The following is a 24,056-nucleotide window of genomic DNA, read 5'->3' as shown; positions in this document are numbered from 1 at the left end:
CCCTTATACGGCCATCAGGTCTTTTTCTTTCTGTGCCAGATGTGCGTCGATTTCAGCCACATACTTCTTGGTCAAATCGTCGATCTCGCCAGTGGCGCGACGCTCTTCGTCTTCGCTGATTTCTTTTTCCTTGACCAGATCCTTCAGCGAGCTGTTGGCATCGCGACGGATGTTGCGCACGGCAACACGGGCATCTTCAGCGACGTCACGAGCCTGCTTGGTGAAGCCCTTGCGGGTTTCTTCGGTCAGGGCCGGCATGGAGATCAGCAACAACTCGCCCAGGTTGGTCGGGTTGAGGTTCAGACCCGCACTACCGATGGCCTTGTCGACAGCACCCAGCATGTTGCGCTCAAAGGCCACGACTTGCAGGGTACGGGCGTCTTTGACGGTGATGTTCGCCACCTGCTTGATCGGGGTGTCGGAACCGTAATACGGCACCATCACGCCTTCAAGAATGCTTGGGTGCGCCTGGCCGGTACGAATACGGCCGAAGTTGTGCAGCAGCGATTCCACGGATTTTTTCATGCGCTCTTGAGCGTCTTTCTTGATTTCATTGATCATTGTTGGCCTTCCTCGATCAGGGTCCCTTCAGCGCCGCCATGCACGATGTTCAGCAGGGCGCCGGGCTTGTTCATGTTAAAGACGCGCAACGGCATCTTGTGGTCGCGGCACAGGCAAATGGCCGTCAAATCCATCACGCCCAGCTTGCGATCCAGCACTTCATCGTAAGTCAGATGATCGAACTTCTCGGCATGCGGGTCTTTGAATGGGTCAGCGGTGTAGACGCCATCGACCTTGGTCGCCTTGAGCACGACATCGGCGTCGATTTCGATTGCTCGCAAGCAGGCTGCCGAATCCGTAGTGAAGAACGGATTCCCGGTACCGGCGGCGAAAATCACCACTTCCTTGGCGTTCAGGTGACGCATGGCTTTGCGACGATCGTAGTGATCAGTCACGCCTACCATGGAAATGGCCGACATCACGATGGCCGAGATATTGGCACGTTCCAGCGCATCGCGCATGGCCAAGGCGTTCATCACAGTGGCCAGCATGCCCATGTGGTCGCCCGTTACCCGATCCATGCCGGCCGCGCTCAGCGCTGCACCGCGGAACAGGTTGCCACCGCCGATCACCAGACCGACCTGAACACCGATGCCGACCAGTTGGCCGACTTCAAGCGCCATGCGATCCAGAACTTTCGGATCGATCCCGAACTCTTCCGAGCCCATCAGGGCCTCGCCGCTAAGCTTGAGTAGAATGCGTTTATAGCGAGCCTGATAACCACTGCCCTGCTGAGCCATTGCGAATCTCTCCTGCGGCGTATTTTTAAAAATTCTTTGCGAGCTGTTTACAGCTGGCGTTCACTCTAGCTTGGCGCTGCTTCAGCGCCATCGGAACATGGCTTTGTAAGCCAGTTCCAAAGGGAAACCAATAAAAATTGGTGCCCCATCTGAAAAGAGGCTGCGCGCGTAAGCGGGCAGCCTCTTCAGGGCGACAGTTAAAAACCGTCTTATTGCTTGGCGGCAGCCAGCTGGGCAGCAACTTCTTCAGCGAAGTTGTCGACCGGCTTCTCGATGCCTTCGCCTACTTTGAAGTAGGTGAAAGAAACGATTTCAGCACCGGCTTTCTTGGCCAGTTCGCCGACCTTCATTTCAGGGTTCTTGACGAACGCCTGCTCAACCAGGCTCGCTTCAGCCAGGAACTTGCTGATACGGCCTTTGACCATGTTTTCAACGATGTTTTCTGGCTTGCCAGCGATCTTGTCAGCGTTGAGGGTCAGGAAAACGCCTTTTTCGCGCTCGACCGCTTCAGCGGAAACTTCCGATGGCAGCAGGAATTCAGGGTTGGTGGCCGCTACGTGCATGGCGATGTCTTTGGCCAGCTCAACGGTGCCGCCTTTGAGAACAACCGCAACACCGATCTTGTTGCCGTGCAGGTAACCACCAACAACATCACCTTCAACGCGAGCCAGGCGACGGATGTTAACGTTTTCGCCAACCTTGCCGACCAGAACCAGGCGATCGGCTTCTTGAGCTTCGATCAGCGGAGCGACATCAGTCAGCTTGTCAGCGAACGCTTTTTCAACGCTGGAAGCAACAAATGCCTTGAAGTCGTCTTGCAGGGCCAGGAAGTCAGTCTGCGAGTTAACTTCCAACAGAACGGCGGTTTTACCGTCTTCTTTAAGAGCGATAGCGCCTTCAGCAGCTACGTTGCCTGCTTTCTTGGCAGCCTTGATGGCGCCGGAAGCACGCATGTCATCAATGGCTTTTTCGATGTCGCCGCCGGCCTTGGTCAAGGCCTTTTTGCAATCCATCATGCCTTCGCCGGTACGCTCACGCAGTTCTTTAACCAACGCTGCAGTAATCTCTGCCATTTCAAAATCCTCTTGGATAGGTTTTCAACCATTCCACCCGATCAAACGGGCGATCAATTCTTCCCGACCCCATTTGTTAGCGGCTGCACGTTACAAAGGCTGTAGCTGCGCTGCCCACAAACGGTTTTCGAGGTGGCAAAAAGGGGGCCAAGCCCCCTTTTTGCTTACTGAGTCAACGCCAGGGCGTCAATTACTCAGCTGCAGCCGCCGGAGCTTCTTCAACGAACTGCTCGGTGCCGCCAGCAACGTGGTTCCGACCGCGGATGACTGCGTCAGCCATCGAACCCATGTACAACTGGATAGCGCGGATTGCGTCATCGTTGCCTGGGATGATGTAGTCAACGCCTTCCGGGCTGCTGTTGGTATCGACTACGCCGATAACCGGGATGCCCAGCTTGTTGGCTTCGGTGATCGCGATGCGCTCGTGATCAACGTCGATAACGAACAGAGCGTCTGGCAGACCGCCCATGTCCTTGATACCACCCAGGGAACGATCGAGCTTCTCAAGATCGCGAGTGCGCATCAGCGCTTCTTTCTTGGTCAGCTTGGCGAAAGTACCGTCTTCGGCTTGCACTTCAAGGTCACGCAGACGCTTGATGGAAGCACGGATGGTTTTGAAGTTGGTCAGCATGCCGCCCAACCAGCGGTGATCGACGTACGGCGAACCGCAACGTGCTGCTTCTTCAGCAACGATCTTGCCAGCGGAACGCTTGGTGCCGACGAACAGGATCTTGTTTTTGCCCTGGGCCAGACGCTCTACGAAAGTCAGAGCTTCGTTGAACATTGGCAGGGTTTTTTCAAGGTTGATAATGTGAATCTTGTTACGCGCGCCGAAAATGTACTTACCCATTTTCGGGTTCCAGTAACGGGTCTGGTGACCGAAGTGCACACCGGCCTTCAGCATATCGCGCATGTTGACTTGGGACATGATAGTTCCTTAATAAGTCGGGTTTGGCCTCCACGTATCCCAATGACCAACCAGCAGCATCAGCTGAAGGCACCCAGGTCATCGTGTCGACACGTGTGTGGATTTAAGCCTTTCGGGGTATCCCCGGAAAGCGGCGCATTTTATATCACAGGGATGCAAAAAACGGAACCCGGATTCTCAATTCCTGATGCGTGACTTCAACCGCGCACTTGGAATCGCCCAAGAATGCGCCAATCTATAGAGAGAAGCGATGCACAGAGGCTCAGATTTGCGCTGATCGTCTGTTAGAATTGCGTTTTTCAGGGCCGCGAAGATCGAACGCGCAATGCCCATTTCGTTTTAGCAAGCGCCATTGAGCGCAGAGAGAGCCTGTATGACCGTCACCCTCAAAACCCCCGAGGACATCGCAAAGATGCGTGTCGCCGGCAAACTGGCCGCCGATGTGCTGGAAATGATTGCCGAACATGTCAAGCCGGGGATCACCACCGAAGAGCTGGACCGCATCTGCCACGACTACATCGTCAACGAGCAGAAAGCCATCCCTGCCCCGCTCAACTACAAAGGCTACCCGAAGTCGATCTGCACCTCGATCAACCACGTGGTCTGCCACGGCATCCCGAACGAGAAGCCGCTGAAGGATGGCGACACCCTGAACATCGACGTCACCGTCATCAAGGACGGTTTCCACGGCGACACCAGCCGCATGTTCCACGTCGGCAGCGTGCCGGTCTGGGCCGAGCGCCTGTCGAAAGTGACTCAGGAATGCATGTACAAGGCCATCGAGATCGTCAAACCCGGCTGCCGCCTGGGCGACATCGGTGAAATCATCCAGAAACACGCTGAAAAGAACGGTTTCTCGGTGGTTCGCGAGTTCTGCGGCCATGGCATCGGCAAGGTGTTTCACGAAGAGCCGCAAATCCTGCATTACGGCCGCGCCGGCACCGGCATGGAGCTGAAAGCGGGCATGACCTTCACCATCGAGCCGATGATCAACCAGGGCAAGGCTGACACCAAGGTATTGGGCGACGGCTGGACCGCGATCACCAAGGACCGCAAGTTGTCGGCCCAGTGGGAGCACACCCTGCTGGTGACCGAGACCGGTTACGAGATCTTCACCTTGCGCGCCGATGACACCATCCCGCGCGTTTCGGCCTGATCCGAACCCAGGCAGCTCCCAGCCTTATAGATAGATAGGAAAGCCAATCGATGCCGCAGGTGGATCCCGAACTCTTCGACCGCGGCCAGTTCCAGGCTGAACTGGCCCTGAAGGCAAGCCCGATCGCGGCCTTCAAGAAGGCGATCCGCCAGGCCCGCGAGGTGCTCGACGGGCGCTTTCGCAGCGGCCGGGACATTCGCCGGCTGATCGAGGATCGCGCCTGGTTCGTCGATAACATCCTGCAAAAGGCCTGGGAGCAGTTCAACTGGAGCGAAGACGCCGACATCGCGCTGGTCGCGGTCGGTGGCTACGGTCGCGGTGAGTTGCACCCTTATTCCGACATCGACCTGCTGATCCTGCTGGACAGCGCCGATCACGAAGTTTTCCGCGATTCCATCGAGCGTTTTCTGACGCTGTTGTGGGACATCGGCCTGGAAGTCGGCCAGAGCGTTCGCTCGGTGGACGAATGCGCCATTGAAGCCCGCGCCGACCTGACGGTGGTCACCAACCTGATGGAAAGCCGCACCATCTGCGGTCCCGAGCGTTTGCGCCAGCGCATGCTTGACGTCACCAGCACCGCGCACATGTGGCCGAGCAAGGAGTTCTTCCTGGCCAAGCGTGCCGAGCAAAAGGCCCGTCACCACAAATACAACGACACCGAATACAACCTGGAACCCAACGTCAAAGGTTCGCCCGGCGGCCTGCGGGACATTCAGACGATTCTGTGGGTCGCCCGTCGCGAATACGGCACCCTGAACCTGCGAGCACTGGCCGGCGAAGGCTTTCTGGTCGAAAGCGAAAACGCCCTGCTCGCCTCGTCCCAGGAGTTTTTGTGGAAGGTCCGGTACGCGCTGCACATGCTCGCCGGTCGTTCCGAAGACCGCTTGCTGTTCGACCACCAGCGCTCGATTGCCGGGCTACTGGGTTTCGAGGGCGATGACGCCAAGCAAGCCATCGAAAACTTCATGCAGCAGTATTACCGGGTGGTCATGAGCATTGCCCAGCTCAGCGACCTGATCATTCAGCACTTCGAAGAAGTCATCCTCGCCCCGGAAGACGAAGCGCCGCCGCAGCCGATCAACTCGCGGTTCCAGCTACACGATGGCTATATCGAAGCGCGCAACGACAACGTGTTCCGTCGCACGCCGTTCGCCATGCTCGAGATTTTCGTGCTGATGGCCCAGCAACCGGAAATCAAAGGCGTGCGCGCCGACACCATTCGTCTGCTGCGCGAGCATCGTCACCTGATCGACGACGATTTCCGCAACGACATTCGCAACACCAGCCTGTTCATCGAGCTGTTCAAGTGCAAGATCGGTATCCACCGCAACCTGCGCCGGATGAACCGCTACGGCATCCTCGGGCGTTACCTGCCGGAGTTCGGCTTCATTGTCGGGCAGATGCAACACGACCTCTTTCATATCTATACGGTCGACGCCCACACCCTGAATCTGATCAAGCACCTGCGCAAGTTGCAGTACACCCAGGTGTCGGAAAAATTCCCGCTGGCCAGCAAACTCATGGCCAAGCTGCCCAAACCCGAGCTGATTTACCTGGCAGGCCTGTACCACGACATCGGCAAAGGCCGGCATGGCGACCACTCGGAAATCGGCGCGGTGGATGCCGAAGCCTTTTGCCAGCGCCACCAATTGCCGGTATGGGACACTCGCCTGATCGTCTGGCTGGTGCAGAACCACCTGGTGATGTCGACCACCGCCCAGCGCAAGGACTTGTCCGACCCGCAGGTGATCCACGATTTCGCCCAGGCCGTCGGTGACGAAACCCGTCTCGACTACCTGTACGTATTGACCGTTGCCGACATCAACGCCACCAACCCGACCCTGTGGAACTCATGGCGCGCCAGCCTCTTGCGCCAGCTCTACACCGAGACCAAGCGCGCCTTGCGACGCGGCCTGGAAAACCCGGTGGACCGCGAAATGCAGATCCGCCAGACTCAGAGCGCCGCCCTGGACATCCTGGTGCGCGGCGGTACCGACCCGGACGATGTCGAACAGCTGTGGTCGCAACTGGGCGATGACTACTTCCTGCGTCACACTGCCGGCGACGTCGCCTGGCACAGTGACGCGATCCTCCAGCAACCGGCCGATGGCGGGCCGCTGGTGTTGATCAAGGAAACCACCCAGCGTGAATTCGAGGGGGGTACGCAGATCTTCATCTACGCACCTGACCAGCATGACTTCTTCGCCGTGACCGTGGCCGCGATGGACCAGCTCAACCTGAACATTCACGACGCTCGGGTCATCACCTCCAGCAGCCAGTTCACCCTCGACACCTATATCGTGCTCGACACTGACGGCGACTCGATCGGTGATAACCCGGCGCGGGTCAAACAGATCCGCGAGGGTCTGACCGAAGCCCTGCGCAACCCGGACGACTACCCGACCATCATCCAGCGTCGCGTGCCGCGTCAACTCAAGCATTTCGCATTTGCGCCACAGGTGACGATCCACAACGACGCTCAGCGTCCGGTGACGGTGCTGGAACTCAGTGCTCCAGACCGTCCGGGTCTGCTGGCGCGGATCGGCACGATCTTCCTCGAGTTCGACCTGTCGCTGCAGAACGCCAAGATTGCGACCTTGGGCGAACGCGTGGAAGACGTGTTCTTTATCACCGACGCGAACAACCAGCCATTGTCCGACCCGCTGCTGTGTACCCGCTTGCAAGATGCGATCGTTGAACAGCTGACCGTCAGTAACGAACCCGATATCAAATTGTCACGCATCAGTATCTGAACTCACAATTTTCCCCTGTGCGAGCGAGCCTGCTCGCGATAGCGGAGGGTCAGTCAACATCATCGTTTCTGACACACCGCCTTCGCGAGCAGGCTCGCTCCCACAATGAACGAGGCCCCCTCATGAACAACGCTCTGAACCAGTTGCAGCCCTACCCGTTCGAGAAGCTCCGCGCCCTGCTCGGCAGCGTCACGCCAAACCCGGAAAAGCGCGCCATCGCGCTGTCCATCGGCGAGCCGAAGCACCGCTCCCCAAGCTTTGTCGCTGAAGCCCTGGCAAGCAATCTGGATCAGATGGCCGTGTATCCGACTACCCTCGGAATCCCGGCCCTGCGTGAAGCTATCGCTGCATGGTGTGAACGCCGCTTCAGCGTTCCGACCGGCTGGCTCGACCCGGCGCGCAACGTGTTGCCAGTCAATGGCACCCGCGAGGCGCTGTTTGCCTTCACCCAGACCGTGGTCAACCGTGGCGAAGACGCGCTGGTGGTCAGCCCGAATCCGTTCTATCAGATCTACGAAGGCGCGGCGTTCCTCGCCGGAGCCAAGCCGCATTACCTGCCATGCCTGGACGAAAACGGCTTCAACCCGGATTTCGACGCTGTCTCGCCGGACATCTGGAAACGCTGCCAGATCCTGTTCCTGTGCTCGCCAGGCAACCCGACCGGCGCGCTGATTCCGCTCGACACCCTGAAAAAACTGATCGCCCTGGCTGACGAATACGACTTCGTGATCGCCGCTGACGAATGCTACAGCGAGCTGTATTTCGACGAACAGACACCGCCGCCGGGCCTGCTCAGCGCTTGCGTGGAACTGGGCCGCAAGGACTTCAAACGCTGCGTGGTGTTCCACAGCCTGTCCAAGCGCTCCAACCTGCCGGGCCTGCGTTCAGGTTTTGTCGCCGGTGACGCCGACATCCTCAAGGGCTTCCTGCTCTATCGCACCTACCACGGCTGCGCCATGCCCGTTCAAACCCAACTGGCCAGCGTCGCCGCGTGGAATGACGAAGTACATGTGCGCGCCAACCGTGCGCTGTACCGCGAGAAGTACGATGCGGTGCTGGCAATCCTCAGCCCGGTGATGGATGTGCAGCGTCCGGACGGTGGTTTTTACCTGTGGCCGAATGTTGAAGGCGATGACGAGGCGTTCTGCCGTGATCTGTTTGTGGAAGAACACGTGACCGTGGTGCCGGGTTCTTATCTGTCCCGTGCGGTTGATGGCTTCAACCCGGGCGCAGGCCGTGTACGCTTGGCGCTGGTTGCGCCACTGGCAGAATGCATAGAAGCCGCAGAACGCATCCGCGCCTTTATTACGCGCCATAAATAACACTGACACCCCGCGCCATACCTCATGGCGCGGGGCTTGTTTATAAAGCCGAACTCACCCCGTTACAGACATTCAAATTACTTGAATGCACTTCTTACCAGTAGCACTTCTGCATACTCGAAATAAAAGAAACCACCCAGTATATATAGCCACTCCTAACTATATAACCACACAAACAACCTTTAGCATTCACAACGCACAACACAACACCTTCAAACCAAAACATACTGAAACACCACAATATTCGCTACTTGCCTTTATATCAATTACAACTTATCGAACGCAAAACACATGCAACTGCCATGCGAGCAGTTTTTTGCGCCTTAAAAACATCAAAATATTTAAACACCCACAAGTAGCAATAATATATGAATATCCCAAAACCCTGCTGCCGCACTTACGGCCTCATCGATGCCGGCTCTACTACTAACACCTCCGAAGCACTCGATCACGAGGCTATTGGCAACTCCCTTTCCCGCACTACACGAAGCGTCGCGGCGCCTGCCAAATTCTGGACCAACGGCCAAACGCTGCGTATTGCTATCACACGCTATGACGAAGCCATGTTCCAGGCCGTCGTCGCCGCCATCAACCAATGGGCGCCCCACGTAAACCTGAAATTCGAATTCATCGAGCTGGACGATAACGACGAGTTGTATGACGGGGACATACGAATATTACTGTCTCACTTCAAAGATGGCGCAGGCAGCTCTGTCATTGGGACAGACGCACGAAACATTCTCCCGCACCTGCCCACAATGGTGCTGGGCACCGACTACCAGTCTTCTTTTTTCACGGTAGCTGCCATGCATGAGTTCGGCCATGCACTAGGGGTTGAACATGAACATCAGCATCCCGACGCGCCACTGGACTGGAATTTATCCGCTCTCTATCGCGAATTCAAAGAACACGGCTGGACCGAAGAAGAGATTTACCGGAATGTCCTGAAAAAATTTGATTACAGCCACACCCGGCAAACACCCTACGACCCGAAATCAATCATGCACTACGCCTTTCCTGCGAGTGTCATGTGGGACAAGGTCGAAGTCCCTCAAAACAACCAACTGTCCGAGCAAGATATCAAGTTCATCAGCTCGGTTTACCCACGCTGAAAACCGTCAGGTCGACCCTTCGCTCATGCCTTCACTTGACCCAGGTTGGCCTCACTCAAATCCAGCTCACCCAACACTTCTCGCAACACGTCATCACCAATCTGGTGATGACGACTGAGTTTGTACAACTCCAGGCGCTGCGCTCGCAGCGCCTTCAACCGCAGACGCCGCTCCAGCAAGTCCATCTGAAAGGCCAATGCCTGGGCCTCGGCCGAGTCATTGAAGACCTCCAGTTGATGCCGATATTCGGACATGATCCGCGCTTTGAGTTCGACGGCCAACGCGGCCTCGGCCGCATCCGCAGGCTTGGCTTCCTCGACTTCCAGTGCATGAATCGCCGCTTCAGCGGTTTTGCGCCAGGCATCACGCACTTCATTGCGGCGCTTGTCGTCAGGGCTTTTTTCGATGCCGCGCAGCAACAGCGGCAAAGCGATGCAAGCGGCGATCAGGGACAGCAGAATCACCCCGGCGGCGATGAAAATCAGCAGGTCCCGCTCGGGAAACGCGTCGCCGCCCATCAGCAACGGCACCGACAGTACCCCCGCCAGCGTCACGGCGCCGCGCACGCCGCCGACCGTCAGCAACCAGCAGGAGCGCGCGGTCGGCACTTGAGTCACTTCGCCTTTACCGCGCAGGCGTCGCAGCAAAACAGACAAGCGCCAGATGCTCTGCACCCAGACAAAGCGCAACAACAGCAGCACCAGAAAAATCGCCACTACGTCCAGACAGCGATACAGCAACGTCGGCCATAGCGATGTTTCGTGGCTGACCACCGCCTTGATGATGTCCGGCAGTTGCAATCCCAGCAGCAGGAAGATCAAGCCGTTGAAAGCAAACTCAAGCAACGACCAGACGCTGCGGTTGAGCAATCGAGTGCTGGTCTGGCGCGGGAGCAGGTCGAGCCAGCTCTGCATCATCCCCGCAGCCACGGCGGACAAGATGCCGGAAGCGCCAAGACGCTCAGCCAGCACATAAGCCGCGAACGGCAGCAGCAACATGAACACCACATGCGTCGCCGGATCATCCCAGCCGCGAGCGATCATCCAGGAACGCAGGCGTCCCACCAGCCAGCTCAAGGCCACACCGACGGCCAGGCCGCCGAGCGCCACCAGCACAAAGGTCACACTGGCATTCGCCAGCGAAAACACCCCGGTCACCGCTGCGGCCAACGCAAACTTGAACGTCACCAGGCCCGTGGCATCGTTCATCAACGCCTCGCCTTGCAGCATGTGCATCAGCGGCGTCGGCAAGCGGTTCTGGGAAATCGCCGAGACCGCCACAGCATCCGTCGGCGACAACACGGCCGCCAGCGCAAAGGCCACCGGCAGTGGAATACTCGGTAACAACCAATGTATGAAATAGCCAGCGCCGACCACCGTAAACAACACCAGCCCCACCGCCAGGGTAAGGATCGGCCCGCGCAGGCGCCACAGTTCACGTTTGGGCATACGCCAGCCGTCGGAGAACAGCAGCGGCGGCAGGAACAGAAAGAGGAACAATTCCGGATCCAGCGCCACATGCAAACCCAGGGTCGGCCAGGCGAGCAACGCACCCGCGGCAATTTGCACCAAGGGCAACGGCAGCGGGATCACCCGTCCGATCAGGCGTGAAAGGCCCACCAGCATCAGCAGGATCAGGACGGTGTAGGCGGTTTGCATAAAGCGCGGTTCCCAAGTAATCGACAGCATTGAAGTGCCATATTAGCCGCTTAGACTGCGGGCTGACCGTTGCACCAATGTCGCATCACCCTGAAACAGCGCAAACCCAGCGGGCTTACGATGACTAAACGACCGCGGCCGCCGCGAAACCGTCCGGTCATGGCATAATCCTTCACCTTTTATTTCCAGCACCTGCAAAGGGGGCAATTCCTTGACCGTTTCAAGCAAAACGTTGCACCTTTTCGGCATCAAAGCCTGCGACACCATGAAAAAGGCGCGCACCTGGCTCGATGAACACGCTGTCAGCTATGACTTCCATGATTACAAGACGGCCGGAATCGACCGTGAACACCTGACCCAATGGTGCGACGAGCACGGCTGGCAAGTGGTGTTGAACCGTGCAGGCACGACCTTTCGCAAGCTCGACGACGAACGCAAAGCCGATCTCGACCAAGCGAAAGCGATCGAACTGATGCTCGCACAACCCTCGATGATCAAGCGCCCGGTGCTCGATCTCGGTGACCGAACCCTGATTGGCTTCAAGCCAGATATCTACGCGGCGGCGCTCAAGTAAGCCTGCCCGTTCAATTTTGTTAGAGGTATTTACATGTCCACTACCCTGTTCAGCCTGGCCTTTGGTGTCGGCACTCAAAACCGTCAAGGCGCATGGCTGGAAGTGTTTTACGCACAGCCACTGCTTAACCCGTCAGCCGAACTGGTCGCGGCCATCGCGCCGGTTCTGGGCTACACCGAAGGCAATCAGGCCATCGCATTCAGCACCGCCCAAGCTTCGCAACTGGCTGAAGCGCTGAAAGGCGTCGACGCAGCCCAAGCCGCCCTGTTGACCCGTCTGGCCGAGAGCCACAAGCCGTTGGTCGCGACCATCCTGGCCGAAGACGCCCCATTGACCTCCACGCCTGAGGCCTACCTCAAGCTGCACCTGCTGTCCCATCGTCTGGTCAAGCCGCACGGCCTGAACCTGGCGGGCGTGTTCCCGCTGCTGCCGAACGTAGCCTGGACCAGCCAGGGTGCCATCGACCTGGCCGAGTTGGCCGAGCATCAACTGGAAGCCCGTCTGCGCGGCGAGCTGCTGGAAGTGTTCTCGGTAGACAAGTTCCCGAAAATGACCGACTACGTGGTTCCGGCCGGCGTGCGTATCGCTGACGCGGCACGAATTCGTCTGGGCGCCTACGTCGGCGAAGGCACCACCGTGATGCACGAAGGTTTCGTCAACTTCAACGCCGGCACCGAAGGCCCGGGCATGATCGAAGGCCGCGTTTCCGCTGGCGTCTTCGTCGGCAAGGGTTCTGACCTGGGTGGCGGTTGCTCGACCATGGGCACCCTGTCGGGCGGCGGCAACATCGTGATCAAGGTTGGCGAAGGCTGCCTGATCGGCGCGAACGCCGGTATCGGCATTCCGTTGGGCGATCGCAACACCGTCGAGTCGGGCCTGTACGTGACCGCCGGTACCAAAGTCGCACTGCTGGACGAAAAAAACCAGCTGGTGAAAGTCGTGAAGGCCCGTGAACTCGCTGGCCAGCCTGACTTGCTGTTCCGTCGCAATTCGGAAACCGGTGCCGTGGAATGCAAAACCCACAAATCGGCGATCGAACTGAACGAAGCGCTGCACGCTCACAACTAAGCGGCGTCACACGGATTACCCTGTAGGAGCGAAGCTTGCTCGCGAAGGGGGCCCTTGAGGCCGCCAAAAGCTTCGCGCCTACAGGTTCGGCGTAGACCAGACCATCAGGTCAGGTGTTCACCCGCCCATGTTGACCAGGGCCCGACAGCATGATGATTCTCTCTCCCTGGCGCGCCGACTTTCCGGCTATCGCCGCGCTCCAACGGCAAGACCAGACCTATCTGGATAACGCCGCCACCACGCAAAAACCTCAAGCCTTGCTGGATGCGCTGACGCATTACTACACCAACGGCGCGGCCAACGTACATCGGGCGCAACACTTGCCCGGCGCCCATGCCACACAGGCATTCGAGGCCAGCCGCAGCAAAGTCGCGCAATGGCTGAATGCCGGCGATTGCGGGCAGATCATCTTTACCCATGGCGCGACCTCCGCGCTGAACCTCCTGGCCTATGGCCTTGAGCACCTATTCAATCCGGGCGATGAGATTGTCATCAGCGCCTTGGAGCATCACGCCAACCTGCTGCCGTGGCAGCAACTGGCGCACCGGCGCGACTTGAAACTGGTGGTCCTGCCATTGAACGCCGACGGGGTGATCGACCTCAACGCCGCCACACAATTGATCGGCCCAAGAACCCGTTTGCTGGCGGTCAGTCAGCTGTCGAATGTGCTCGGTGTCTGGCAGCCGTTACCCGCCTTGCTGGCGATGGCCAAGGCGCACGACGCGTTGACCGTGGTCGATGGCGCGCAAGGCGTGGTTCATGGTCGGCATGACGTGCAGGCGCTGGGTTGCGACTTCTATGTATTTTCCAGCCACAAACTCTATGGCCCCGACGGTCTGGGCGTGCTGTTCGGTCGCCATGAGGCGCTGAAACAACTGCGCCATTGGCAGTTCGGCGGTGAAATGGTGATGGATGCGGATTACCACAGCGCACGCTTTCGCCCCGCGCCTCTGGGTTTCGAGGCCGGTACTCCGCCGATTGCCGGTGTGATCGGCCTGGGGGCGACGCTGGATTATCTCGCGGGGCTTGATCAGGACGCGGTCTCGGCCCATGAAGCGGCGCTGCATGACTATTTATTAAAGGGGCTTGAAGCGCGCAATGGCATTCGACTGCTGGGCAAACCGCAATTGGCGTTGGCCAGTTTTGTCGTCGAGGGTGTGCATAACTCTGACCTGGCGCATTTGCTGACCGAACAGGGCATCGCCGTGCGCGCCGGTCATCACTGTGCGATGCCGTTGCTCAAAAGCTTCGAACTGGCCGGGGCGATCCGGGTGTCGTTGGCGCTGTACAACGACTCAGAAGACCTCGAACGGTTCTTTGAAGCGCTGGATCAGGCGCTGGAGTTGTTGCGATGAGCTTACCGGCTGATGCCGTCATGGCACTCGACACCTTTCAGGCTGCCGCCGGTTGGGAGCAGCGGGCGCGGCTGCTGATGCAATGGGGCGACCGTCTGCCTGCGTTGAGTGATGTGGATAAAGTCGACGCCAACCGCGTGCACGGCTGTGAAAGTCAGGTGTGGCTGGTGGGTTCGTTGAATGACGGTCACTGGCAGTTTGCAGCGAGCAGCGATGCGCGGTTGATCCGTGGGTTGGTGGCGTTGCTGCTGGCGCGGGTCAACGGCTTGTCGGCGGATGAGTTGCGCCAAGTGGATTTGCCGGAGTGGTTCAATCAGCTTGGGCTTTCGCGGCAACTGTCGCCTTCGCGCAGTAATGGCCTCAACGCGGTGCTTCAGCGGATGAATGAGTTGGCTGGTTAATCGCCATCGCGAGCAGGCTCGCTCCCACATTGGAACGCGTTCACCTGTGGGCGAGCCTGCTCGCGATGAGGCCGACAACTGCAACCTTAAACCTCAGGCTTGACCCGATCCGCCGGCCGCCGCACACCCGCCACAATCTTATCCACAGCCTTGGTCGCCGCGACCATGCCGAACGTCGCCGTCACCATCATCACTGCGCCAAACCCGCCGGCGCAGTCGAGCTTCACGCCATCGCCGACAAAACTCTTCTGCAAACAGATGCTGCCATCCGGTTTCGGGTAGCGCAGTTGCTCGGTCGAAAACACGCACGGCACGCTGTAATGACGCGTCACGGTACGCGAGAAGCCGTAGTCACGGCGCAGGGTCGAGCGCACTTTCGATGCCAACGGGTCATTGAAGGTGCGGTTCAAGTCGCAGACCTGGATCAGTGTCGGGTCGATCTGCCCGCCTGCCCCGCCGGTAGTAATGATCTGGATCTTGCGGCGCTTGCACCAGGCGATCAGCGCTGCCTTGGCATTCACGCTGTCGATGCAATCGATCACGCAGTCGATGTTTGGCGTGATGTACTCGGCCATGGTCTCGCGCGTCACAAAATCCGCCACCGCGTGCACCGTGCAGTCCGGGTTGATCCCGCGTAACCGCTCTGCCATCACCTCGACTTTGGGTTTGCCGACAGTGCTGTCCAGCGCGTGCAGTTGGCGGTTGGCGTTGCTGACGCAAACGTCGTCCAGGTCAAACAGCGAAATCTCGCCGACGCCACAACGGGCAATGGCTTCCGCTGCCCAAGAACCGACGCCACCGACACCGACGATGGCCACATGGGCTGCGCGCAGACGCTCCAAGCCTTCGATGCCATACAAACGGGCGATGCCTGCAAACCGCGGATCTTCTGTACTCATGACCATAACCCCAAAAACCGGCGCGCATTATAGGGCCAGACAGCGACAAGATCTAAGTTCCCGCGACAAGTGTAAGAACTTATGCGAAACGGGATTGCCAAACGTAGGGCATTTCCCTGTCAGCTATACGCTCAGGGAATGCCCGGTGTAGGATGCGCGCCCCTTGGCACACGCCGACCGGTCCTTCGTTCCACAGCCTTTGGAACCTGAAATAGCTATGTCATCGCGTAAATTTGGACTCAACCTGGTCGTGGTGCTCGCCATCGCCGCCTTGTTTACCGGCTTCTGGGCGCTGATCAATCGCCCGGTCACCGCCCCCAACTGGCCCGAACAGATCTCCGGCTTCTCGTACTCGCCGTTCCAGCAAGGCCAGTATCCGCAGAAGGAGCAGTACCCGACCGACGATGAAATGCGTCGCGACCTGGAGATCATGAGCAAGCTGACGGACAACATCCGTACTTACTCGGTCGACGGCTCCCTGGGAGACATTCCCAAACTGGCGGAAGAATTCGGCTTGCGGGTCACCCTCGGTATCTGGATCAGCCCGGACGAGGAACGCAACGAGCGTGAGATCCTGCGCGCCATCGAACTCGCCAATACCTCCCGCAGCGTGGTTCGCGTGGTTGTAGGCAACGAAGCGATCTTCCGTAAGGAAATTACCGCCGCAGAACTCAGCATCATTCTGGATCGCGTCCGCGCGGCAGTGAAAGTGCCGGTGACTACGTCCGAGCAATGGCACGTCTGGGAAGAAAACCCGAGCCTGGCCAAGCACGTCGACCTGATCGCCGCCCACGTCTTGCCGTATTGGGAACATGTGCCGATGGAGCAATCCGGGCAGTTCGTACTCGACCGTGCCCGTGATCTGAAAAAGATGTTCCCGAAAAAACCGCTGTTGCTGTCGGAAGTCGGCTGGCCGAGCAACGGCCGTATGCGCGGTGGCGCCGATGCGTCGCCGGCAGACCAGGCGATTTACCTGCGCACGCTGGTCAACAAGCTCAACCGCCAGGGTTTCAACTACTTCGTGATCGAAGCCTTTGACCAACCGTGGAAGGCCAGCGACGAAGGTTCGGTGGGCGCTTACTGGGGTGTTTTCAACGCCGCGCGCCAGCAGAAATTCAACTTCGAAGGCCCGGTTGTCGCGATTCCGCAATGGCGCGTGCTGGCGGTCGGTTCGGTGGTCCTGGCGCTGCTGTCCCTGACCCTGCTGATGATCGACGGCTCGGCCCTGCGTCAACGCGGTCGTACCTTCCTGACCTTTATCGCCTTCCTCTGCGGATCGGTGCTGGTGTGGATCGGTTACGACTACAGCCTGCAATACAGCACCTGGTTCAGCCTGACGATAGGATTTCTCCTTGCCTTGGGCGCACTCGGGGTCTTTATCGTATTGCTGACCGAGGCGCATGAACTGGCCGAAGCGGTCTGGACCCACAAGCGTCGGCGCGAATTCCTGCCGGTGGTGGGCGAATCGGACTACCGACCGAAAGTGTCGATTCACGTCCCTTGCTACAACGAGCCGCCGGAGATGGTCAAACAGACTCTCAACGCCCTGGCCAACCTCGACTATCCGGACTTCGAAGTCCTGATCATCGACAACAACACCAAGGACCCGGCGGTCTGGGAACCGGTGCGCGATTACTGCGCACCCCTGGGCCCGCGTTTCAAGTTCTTCCACGTCGCACCACTGGCCGGCTTCAAGGGTGGCGCGCTGAATTACCTGATTCCGCACACCGCCAAGGATGCCGAAGTGATCGCGGTGATCGACTCGGACTACTGCGTCGACCCGAACTGGCTCAAGCACATGGTGCCGCACTTCGCCGACCCGAAAATCGCCGTGGTGCAGTCGCCGCAGGATTACCGCGATCAGAACGAAAGCACGTTCAAGAAGCTCTGCTACGCGGAATACAAAGGCTTCTTCCACATCGGCATGGTCACCCGCAACGACCGTGACGCGATCATCCAGCACGGCACCATGACCATGACCCGACGTTCGGTGCTCGAGGAACTGGGCTGGGCCGACTGGTGCATCTGTGAAGACGCCGAGTTGGGTCTGCGGGTGTTCGAAAAAGGCCTGTCGGCGGCGTATTACCACACCAGCTACGGCAAAGGCCTGATGCCCGATACCTTTATCGACTTCAAGAAACAGCGTTTCCGCTGGGCTTACGGTGCGATTCAGATCATCAAGCGTCATACCACCAGCCTGCTGCGCGGCAAAGGCAGCGAGCTGACCCGTGGCCAGCGTTACCACTTCCTCGCGGGCTGGTTGCCGTGGGTAGCGGACGGCATGAACATCTTCTTCACCGTGGGCGCCCTGTTGTGGTCGGCGGCGATGATTATCGTGCCGCAGCGGGTCGATCCGCCGTTGCTGATTTTCGCCATCCCGCCGTTGGCGCTGTTCGTGTTCAAGGTGGGCAAGATCATCTTCCTCTACCGTCGTGCGGTCGGGGTCAACCTCAAGGATGCGTTCTGCGCGGCGCTGGCCGGGCTGGCGTTGTCGCACACCATCGCCAAAGCAGTGCTGTACGGTTTCTTCACCAGCAGCATTCCGTTTTTCCGCACACCAAAGAACGCCGATAACCACGGCTTCTGGGTGGCGATTTCGGAGGCGCGCGAAGAGGTGTTCATCATGCTGCTGTTGTGGGGTGCGGCGCTGGGGATTTACCTGGTGAACGGCATGCCGAGCAACGACATGCGCTTCTGGGTGACCATGTTGCTGGTACAGTCGCTGCCGTACCTGGCGGCGCTGATCATGGCGTTCCTGTCTTCGCTGCCGAAACCGGTGGCCGAAGCCGCGACCGCACCGGCTGTCTAAATCAGTACAGATGCACTAAACGGCGGCCAATGGCCGCCGTTTTGCTTTAAGATAACCGCCATTTTGCGCGCCTTGCCTCAATTCCTGTAGGAGCGAGGCTTGCCCGCGAATGAAGCGACTCGGTGTAACAGATACACCTCACTATCGTTCTTCGCGGGCAAGCCTCGCTCCTACAAATAAAGCTCCGGAGTCTTACATGACGGCCCACGCCGACCTTTCGCCGACCCTTCAACTCGCCATCGACCTGATCCGCCGTCCGTCCGTGACGCCGGTCGACGCCGATTGCCAGAAGCAGATGATGCAGCGCCTGGGCGATGCCGGTTTCACCCTGGAGCCGATGCGCATCGAAGATGTGGATAACTTCTGGGCGACCCACGGTAAACACGACGGCCCGGTGCTGTGCTTCGCCGGACACACCGACGTGGTGCCGACCGGCCCGGTGTCTGCCTGGCAGATCGACCCGTTCAACGCGCTGATTGACGAACACGGCATGCTCTGCGGTCGTGGCGCGGCCGACATGAAAGGCAGCCTGGCCTCCATGACCGTGGCCGCCGAGCGCTTCGTCGCCGACTACCCGGATCACAAGGGCAAGGTCGCGTTCCTGATCACCAGCGACGAAGAAGGCCCGGCGCACCATGGCACCAAGGCCGTGGTTGAACGCCTCGCCGCACGCAAGGAACGTCTGGACTGGTGCATCGTCGGCGAACCATCGAGCACTACATTGGTGGGTGACGTGGTCAAGAACGGCCGTCGCGGTTCACTCGGTGCCAAGCTGACCGTTCGCGGTGTGCAAGGTCACGTGGCGTATCCACACCTGGCGAAGAACCCGATCCACCTCGCTGCCCCGGCCCTGGCCGAACTGGCCGCCGAGCATTGGGACCACGGCAACGATTTCTTCCCGCCGACCAGTTTCCAGATTTCCAACGTCAATTCCGGCACCGGCGCGACCAACGTGATTCCGGGCGACCTGGTGGCGGTGTTCAACTTCCGCTTCTCCACCGAGTCCACCGTTGAAGGCCTGCAAAAGCGCGTCGCCGACATCCTCGACAAACATGGCCTGGACTGGCACATCGACTGGGCATTGTCCGGCCTGCCGTTCCTGACCGAGCCGGGTGCATTGCTGGATGCCGTGGCGTCGAGCATCAAGGACATCACCGGGCGCGAAACCAAAGCCTCCACCAGCGGTGGCACCTCCGACGGGCGCTTCATCGCAACCATGGGCACCCAAGTGGTTGAACTGGGCCCGGTCAACGCGACGATTCACCAGGTCAACGAGCGTGTACTGGCCGCCGACCTCGATGTGCTGACCGAAATCTACTACCAGACCCTGATCAAGTTGCTCGCCTGATGCTCGCCTGCCCGATCTGCAGCGAACCGCTCAACGCGGTGGACAACGGCGTGGCCTGCCCCGCCGGGCATCGTTTCGACCGTGCGCGGCAGGGTTACCTGAATCTGCTGCCGGTGCAGCACAAGAACAGCCGCGACCCTGGGGATAACCTCGCCATGGTCGAGGCCCGTCGCGACTTCCTGAACGCCGGCCATTACGCGCCGGTGGCCAAGCGCCTGGCCGAACTGGCCGCGCAGTACGCGCCCCAGCGCTGGCTGGACATCGGTTGCGGCGAGGGTTACTACACCGCGCAAATTGCCGAAGCCCTGCCCAATGCCGATGGTTATGCGCTGGACATCTCCCGGGAAGCGGTCAAACGCGCCTGCAAACGCAACCCGCAGCTGACCTGGTTGATCGCCAGCATGGCCCGGGTGCCGTTGGCCTCGGGGAGCTGCCAGTTTCTCGCCAGCGTCTTCAGTCCGCTGGATTGGGAAGAAGCCAAACGCCTGCTCAGCCCCGGCGGCGGTTTGATGAAAGTCGGGCCGACCAGCGGCCACCTGATGGAATTGCGCGAGCGGCTGTACGACGAAGTCCGTGAATACACCGACGACAAGCATCTGGCCCTGGTGCCGGAAGGCATGGCGCTGCAACACAGCGAGACCCTGGAATTCAGACTGACACTTTCAAATGGCCAGGATCGCGCCAACCTGCTGGCCATGACGCCACACGGCTGGCGTGCCAGTGCCGAACGCCGGACGGCCGTCATCGAGCAGGCGGAGCCGTTCGAGGTCACCGTGTCGATGCGCTACGATTATTTCGTACTTCAATAATTTTTGGTCTTGAGCAACAGCTTGAGGCCGGCTAAATCCGCGAATGGATTTTTCAAGACCGCAGTGAGGACATCCATGCGCCAACCCGATATCGAGATTTACCTGAAAGACGCTGACGTCGACTACAAGGCCGTTGCAGACTGGCTTAGCGAAGCGTTGGGCCAGTGCAGTGAATGGGTCAAGAAGGGCCAGACCTACAAGTGCAAGGCCGGCAACGTGTCGGTCACCTGGCTGCCCAAAGCCGTGGGCAAATGGAACAGCCTGTTCCTGGACAGCGACCAGACCCCGTGGGAAGACGACATCGCCTGCGCCCGCGCCGCGTTTGCCGCACTGAATGTCGAAGTGCGTTGCGCACCGGGCAGCTGGGTTGAGGAAGAAGGTGAAGAAACGGCCGATCGCTGGATGCGCATCAGCGCTGATGGTGAAGAAGAAATCATCTGGAAAACCGCGTAATCCACGTTCCCACAAAACTTGTAGGAGCGAGGCTTGCCCGCGAAGCTTTTAGCGCCAGTGATGACGCCTTCGCGGGCAAGCCTCGCTCCCACAGGTTTTTTGTGTGATCTGAGGAGTGGGGTTACAAACCCACCACATCCTCTGCCTGCAAGCCTTTCTCGCCGGTCACCACGGCGTATTCCACCTGCTGACCTTCAGCCAGCGAGCGATGCCCTTCACCGCGGATCGCGCGGTAGTGCACGAACACGTCCACCCCGTCCTCGCGCTGAATGAAGCCGTAGCCCTTGGCGTCGTTGAACCACTTCACATTGCCGGTTTCGCGCGTAGCCATGAATCGATACCCCCTTCTTTTTATTGTTGAGGCGCCGAGTATATGACAGGCGCCAAAACTCTCAACTCAACTTTACTTACCCGCTTTTTTGCCGATTTTCGACGAATACGGCACACTATCGGCCGCCCGAGCAATTGCTTGGTTTTACTCACTCACGCAGAAGCCGTATGACCCGTTCCCCGTTCCGCCGTCTTGTTTTTGGCACCCTGCGCCGACTGCTCTATCTCTGGGTTCGCTCGGAGACGATCAACCAGTCGTCGTTCACCCTCAACCTCGACCGCAGTCGTCCGGTGTTCTACGTCCTGCAAAACCCTTCGCTGACTGACCTGGCCGTGGTCGACACCGAATGCAGCAAAGCCGGCCTGCCCCGTCCGGTGCTGCCTGTGTCGGTGGGTAATCTGGTGGAACCCGCCGCATTTTTCTACCTGACACCGGAGCCCGACTGGCTCGGCCGACAGGACAAACGTGGTGCGCCGCCCACCCTGACCCGCTTGGTCAGTGCCCTGAGCCAGAACGCCGCCGAAGACGCGCAGATCATTCCGGTCAGCGTGTTCTGGGGGCAGTCACCCGACAGCGAATCGAGCCCGTGGAAATTGCTCTTCGCCGACAGTTGGGCCGTTACCGGTCGCCTGCGTCGATTGCTGAGCGTCATCGTGCTGGGGCGCAAGACCCGCGTGCAGTTCTCGGCACCGATTCACTTGCGAGAGCTGATCGACCACAACAAAGGCCACGAGCGCACGGTGCGCATGGCCCAGCGGATCCTGCGGGTACACTTCCGCAACCTGAAAGCCGCGGTGATCGGCCCAGACATTTCCCACCGTCGCAACCTGGTCAAAGGCCTGCTCAATCAACCGCTGGTCAAGCAAGCAATCCTCGACGAAGCCGAGCGCGAGAACATCTCCCCGGAGAAAGCCAAGGCCCAGGCGCTGCGCTATGGCAACGAGATCGCTTCGGACTACACCTACACCGCGATCCGCTTCCTGGAAGTAGTGCTGAGCTGGTTCTGGAACAAGATCTACGACGGCATCAAGGTCAACCACATCGAAGGCGTGCAGAAAGTTGCCCAGGGCCACGAAGTGATTTACGTGCCGTGCCACCGCAGCCACATCGACTACCTGCTGCTGTCCTACTTGCTGTTCCGCAATGGCCTGACCCCGCCGCACATCGCCGCAGGGATCAACCTCAACATGCCGGTGATCGGCAGCCTGCTGCGCCGTGGCGGCGCATTCTTCATGCGCCGCACCTTCAAGGGCAATCCGCTGTACACCTCGGTATTCAACGAATACCTGCACACTCTGTTCACCAAAGGTTTCCCGGTCGAGTACTTCGTCGAGGGCGGCCGCTCGCGCACCGGGCGCATGCTGCAACCGAAAACCGGGATGCTGGCAATTACCCTGCGCAGCTTCCTGCGTTCATCGCGCATGCCCATCGTGTTCATTCCGGTCTACATCGGCTACGAGCGTGTGCTGGAAGGCCGAACCTACCTCGGCGAACTGCGTGGTGCGAGCAAGAAGAAAGAATCGATCTTCGACATCTTCAAAGTCATCGGTGCGCTCAAGCAGCGTTTCGGCCAGGTGGCGGTGAACTTCGGCGAACCGATCAAACTCGCGGAATTCCTCGACAGCGAACAGCCCGACTGGCGTAAACAGGAACTCGGCCCGCAGTTCAAACCGGCCTGGCTCAACGAAACCACCAACCGTCTCGGCGAAAAAGTCGCACAGCATCTGAACGAGGCGGCGGCGATCAACCCGGTCAACCTGGTGGCCCTGGCGTTGCTGTCCACCACCCGCCTGGCGCTGGATGATCGCGCCATGGCGCGGGTGCTTGATTTGTATCTGGCGCTGTTGCGCAAGGTCCCGTATTCGCCGCACACCACGCTGCCGGACGGTGACGGCCGGGCGTTGATCGAGCATGTGAAGGACATGGACCTGTTGTCCGAGCAAAGCGATGCCCTGGGCAAGATTTTGTATCTGGACGAGCAGAATGCCGTCCTCATGACCTACTACCGCAATAACGTGCTGCACATCTTCGCCCTGCCCGCCTTGCTCGCGAGTTTCTTCCAGAGCGCCTCGCGCATGAGCCGCGAACAGATCCTGCGCTACACCCGGGCGCTGTATCCGTACCTGCAATCGGAGCTGTTCATTCGCTGGTCGCTGGACGAACTGGATGCGGTGATCGATCAATGGCTCGACGCGTTCGTCGATCAAGGTCTGCTGCGATTCGAGAACGACGTCTACCTGCGCCCGGCACCAAGTTCGCGGCATTTTGTGTTGCTGACGTTGTTGTCGAAGAGCATCGCCCAGACACTGCAACGCTTCTACATGACTGTGTCCCTGCTGCTCAACAGCGGCCAGAACAGCATCAGCGCCGAAGAACTGGAAGACCTGTGCACCGTCATGGCCCAGCGCCTGTCGATCCTGCACGGACTGAATGCCCCGGAGTTCTTCGACAAGAGCCTGTTCCGCCACTTCATTCAAACCATGCTGGATCTTGACGTGCTCAAACGCGACGAAGCCGGCAAGCTGAGTTATCACGAACTGCTGGGCGAACTGGCCGAAGGCGCGGCGAAACGGGTGTTGCCGGCGGAGATTCGTTTGTCGATCCGTCAGGTGGCGTTGCATCGCAGCGAAGATGCGGCGGATCAGGTCGCCCCTCAGCCCGAGGCTTAATGTAATCCCTGTGGGAGCGAGCTTGCTCGCGCCCACA

At 59.3% G+C, this 24,056-nt stretch carries 20 protein-coding genes; 13 read left to right on the top strand and 7 right to left on the bottom strand.

The genetic code is table 11. From position 1 onward, the window contains the following. Positions 1–3 precede the first annotated feature (3 nt). From frr to rpsB, 4 genes are all read right to left on the bottom strand, one after another. Entirely contained in the window at positions 4–561 is a 558-nt protein-coding gene (frr, locus tag RHP74_RS06045; RefSeq protein ID WP_010462824.1) for a ribosome recycling factor, read from the bottom strand. Beyond that, entirely contained in the window at positions 558–1,301 is a 744-nt protein-coding gene (gene pyrH, locus RHP74_RS06040; RefSeq protein ID WP_003172271.1) for a UMP kinase, read from the bottom strand. The genes frr and pyrH overlap by 4 nt, the downstream gene beginning before the upstream one ends. Before the next feature lie 209 nt (positions 1,302–1,510). Then, positions 1,511–2,374 (bottom strand): translation elongation factor Ts, encoded by an 864-nt coding sequence (tsf, locus tag RHP74_RS06035; protein ID WP_311098337.1) that lies wholly within the window; start codon positions 2,372–2,374, stop codon positions 1,511–1,513. Between the two features lie 190 nt (positions 2,375–2,564). Beyond that, positions 2,565–3,302, bottom strand: coding sequence for a 30S ribosomal protein S2 (rpsB, locus tag RHP74_RS06030; protein WP_007907989.1), 738 nt, complete (start codon positions 3,300–3,302; stop codon positions 2,565–2,567). Between the two features lie 373 nt (positions 3,303–3,675). Here rpsB and map point away from each other — a divergent pair, with 373 nt between their 5' ends. The 4 genes from map (at position 3,676) to RHP74_RS06010 (ending at position 9,645) form a co-directional block, all read left to right on the top strand. Beyond that, positions 3,676–4,458: a type I methionyl aminopeptidase gene (map, locus tag RHP74_RS06025; RefSeq protein WP_311098336.1), complete on the top strand. Its 783-nt coding sequence runs from the start codon at positions 3,676–3,678 to the stop codon at positions 4,456–4,458. Positions 4,459–4,508: 50 nt separating this feature from the next. Continuing rightward, positions 4,509–7,211 carry a [protein-PII] uridylyltransferase gene (locus RHP74_RS06020; protein WP_010462838.1) on the top strand — a complete coding sequence of 901 codons (2,703 nt, stop codon included), beginning with the start codon at positions 4,509–4,511 and terminating at the stop codon, positions 7,209–7,211. Between the two features lie 122 nt (positions 7,212–7,333). After that, positions 7,334–8,533, top strand: a complete 1,200-nt coding sequence (gene dapC, locus RHP74_RS06015) for a succinyldiaminopimelate transaminase (RefSeq protein ID WP_077748327.1) — start codon at positions 7,334–7,336, stop codon at positions 8,531–8,533. 368 nt (positions 8,534–8,901) lie between these two features. After that, positions 8,902–9,645, top strand: a complete 744-nt coding sequence (locus tag RHP74_RS06010; RefSeq protein WP_311098333.1) for a M12 family metallopeptidase — start codon at positions 8,902–8,904, stop codon at positions 9,643–9,645. A gap of 23 nt (positions 9,646–9,668) precedes the next feature. On the opposite strand, the gene RHP74_RS06005 is transcribed toward RHP74_RS06010, so the two are convergent. Next, on the bottom strand, positions 9,669–11,303 hold the full coding sequence (locus tag RHP74_RS06005; protein WP_010462844.1) for a Na+/H+ antiporter: 1,635 nt from the start codon (positions 11,301–11,303) through the stop codon (positions 9,669–9,671). A 265-nt stretch (positions 11,304–11,568) separates the two neighbouring features. Here RHP74_RS06005 and RHP74_RS06000 point away from each other — a divergent pair, with 265 nt between their 5' ends. The 4 genes from RHP74_RS06000 to RHP74_RS05985 all read left to right on the top strand — a co-directional run bounded on the left by RHP74_RS06000 (position 11,569) and on the right by RHP74_RS05985 (position 14,701). Next, complete coding sequence (locus tag RHP74_RS06000) at positions 11,569–11,877, top strand: arsenate reductase (RefSeq protein WP_229801834.1); 309 nt, start codon at positions 11,569–11,571, stop codon at positions 11,875–11,877. 33 nt (positions 11,878–11,910) lie between these two features. Beyond that, on the top strand, positions 11,911–12,945 hold the full coding sequence (gene dapD, locus RHP74_RS05995) for a 2,3,4,5-tetrahydropyridine-2,6-dicarboxylate N-succinyltransferase (protein WP_311098330.1): 1,035 nt from the start codon (positions 11,911–11,913) through the stop codon (positions 12,943–12,945). A gap of 149 nt (positions 12,946–13,094) precedes the next feature. Further along, entirely contained in the window at positions 13,095–14,300 is a 1,206-nt protein-coding gene (locus RHP74_RS05990) for a cysteine desulfurase (protein WP_311098328.1), read from the top strand. Next, positions 14,297–14,701 carry a SufE family protein gene (locus tag RHP74_RS05985; protein ID WP_010462851.1) on the top strand — a complete coding sequence of 135 codons (405 nt, stop codon included), beginning with the start codon at positions 14,297–14,299 and terminating at the stop codon, positions 14,699–14,701. Before RHP74_RS05990 ends, RHP74_RS05985 begins: the two co-directional genes overlap by 4 nt. 86 nt (positions 14,702–14,787) lie before the next feature. On the opposite strand, the gene tcdA is transcribed toward RHP74_RS05985, so the two are convergent. Further along, on the bottom strand, positions 14,788–15,600 hold the full coding sequence (gene tcdA, locus RHP74_RS05980) for a tRNA cyclic N6-threonylcarbamoyladenosine(37) synthase TcdA (RefSeq protein WP_010462854.1): 813 nt from the start codon (positions 15,598–15,600) through the stop codon (positions 14,788–14,790). Between the two features lie 217 nt (positions 15,601–15,817). Here tcdA and RHP74_RS05975 point away from each other — a divergent pair, with 217 nt between their 5' ends. The 4 genes from RHP74_RS05975 to RHP74_RS05960 all read left to right on the top strand — a co-directional run bounded on the left by RHP74_RS05975 (position 15,818) and on the right by RHP74_RS05960 (position 21,019). Beyond that, the gene (locus RHP74_RS05975) at positions 15,818–18,409 is read left to right on the top strand and encodes a glycosyltransferase (protein ID WP_311098325.1); all 2,592 of its coding nucleotides are present in this window, start codon (positions 15,818–15,820) and stop codon (positions 18,407–18,409) included. A gap of 196 nt (positions 18,410–18,605) precedes the next feature. Further along, positions 18,606–19,757, top strand: a complete 1,152-nt coding sequence (gene dapE, locus RHP74_RS05970) for a succinyl-diaminopimelate desuccinylase (RefSeq protein ID WP_010462857.1) — start codon at positions 18,606–18,608, stop codon at positions 19,755–19,757. Next, positions 19,757–20,566 (top strand): putative RNA methyltransferase, encoded by an 810-nt coding sequence (locus tag RHP74_RS05965; RefSeq protein ID WP_010462859.1) that lies wholly within the window; start codon positions 19,757–19,759, stop codon positions 20,564–20,566. Before dapE ends, RHP74_RS05965 begins: the two co-directional genes overlap by 1 nt. Positions 20,567–20,641: 75 nt before the next feature. After that, a complete protein-coding gene (locus RHP74_RS05960; protein WP_010462860.1) occupies positions 20,642–21,019 on the top strand; it encodes a hypothetical protein in 378 nt (125 codons plus the stop codon). A gap of 121 nt (positions 21,020–21,140) precedes the next feature. Here RHP74_RS05960 and RHP74_RS05955 read toward each other — a convergent pair whose 3' ends face one another. Continuing rightward, complete coding sequence (locus tag RHP74_RS05955; protein ID WP_010462862.1) at positions 21,141–21,350, bottom strand: cold-shock protein; 210 nt, start codon at positions 21,348–21,350, stop codon at positions 21,141–21,143. A gap of 167 nt (positions 21,351–21,517) precedes the next feature. Between RHP74_RS05955 and plsB the strand changes: the two genes are divergently transcribed. Then, on the top strand, positions 21,518–24,019 hold the full coding sequence (gene plsB / locus RHP74_RS05950; RefSeq protein WP_311098320.1) for a glycerol-3-phosphate 1-O-acyltransferase PlsB: 2,502 nt from the start codon (positions 21,518–21,520) through the stop codon (positions 24,017–24,019). The last annotated feature ends 37 nt before the right edge of the window (positions 24,020–24,056 follow it).

It is taken from the genome of Pseudomonas sp. SG20052 (assembly GCF_031766055.1).
GTDB classification, from domain to species: Bacteria; Pseudomonadota; Gammaproteobacteria; order Pseudomonadales; family Pseudomonadaceae; genus Aquipseudomonas; species Aquipseudomonas mandelii.
This window is presented reverse-complemented; position numbering and strand designations above follow the sequence as displayed.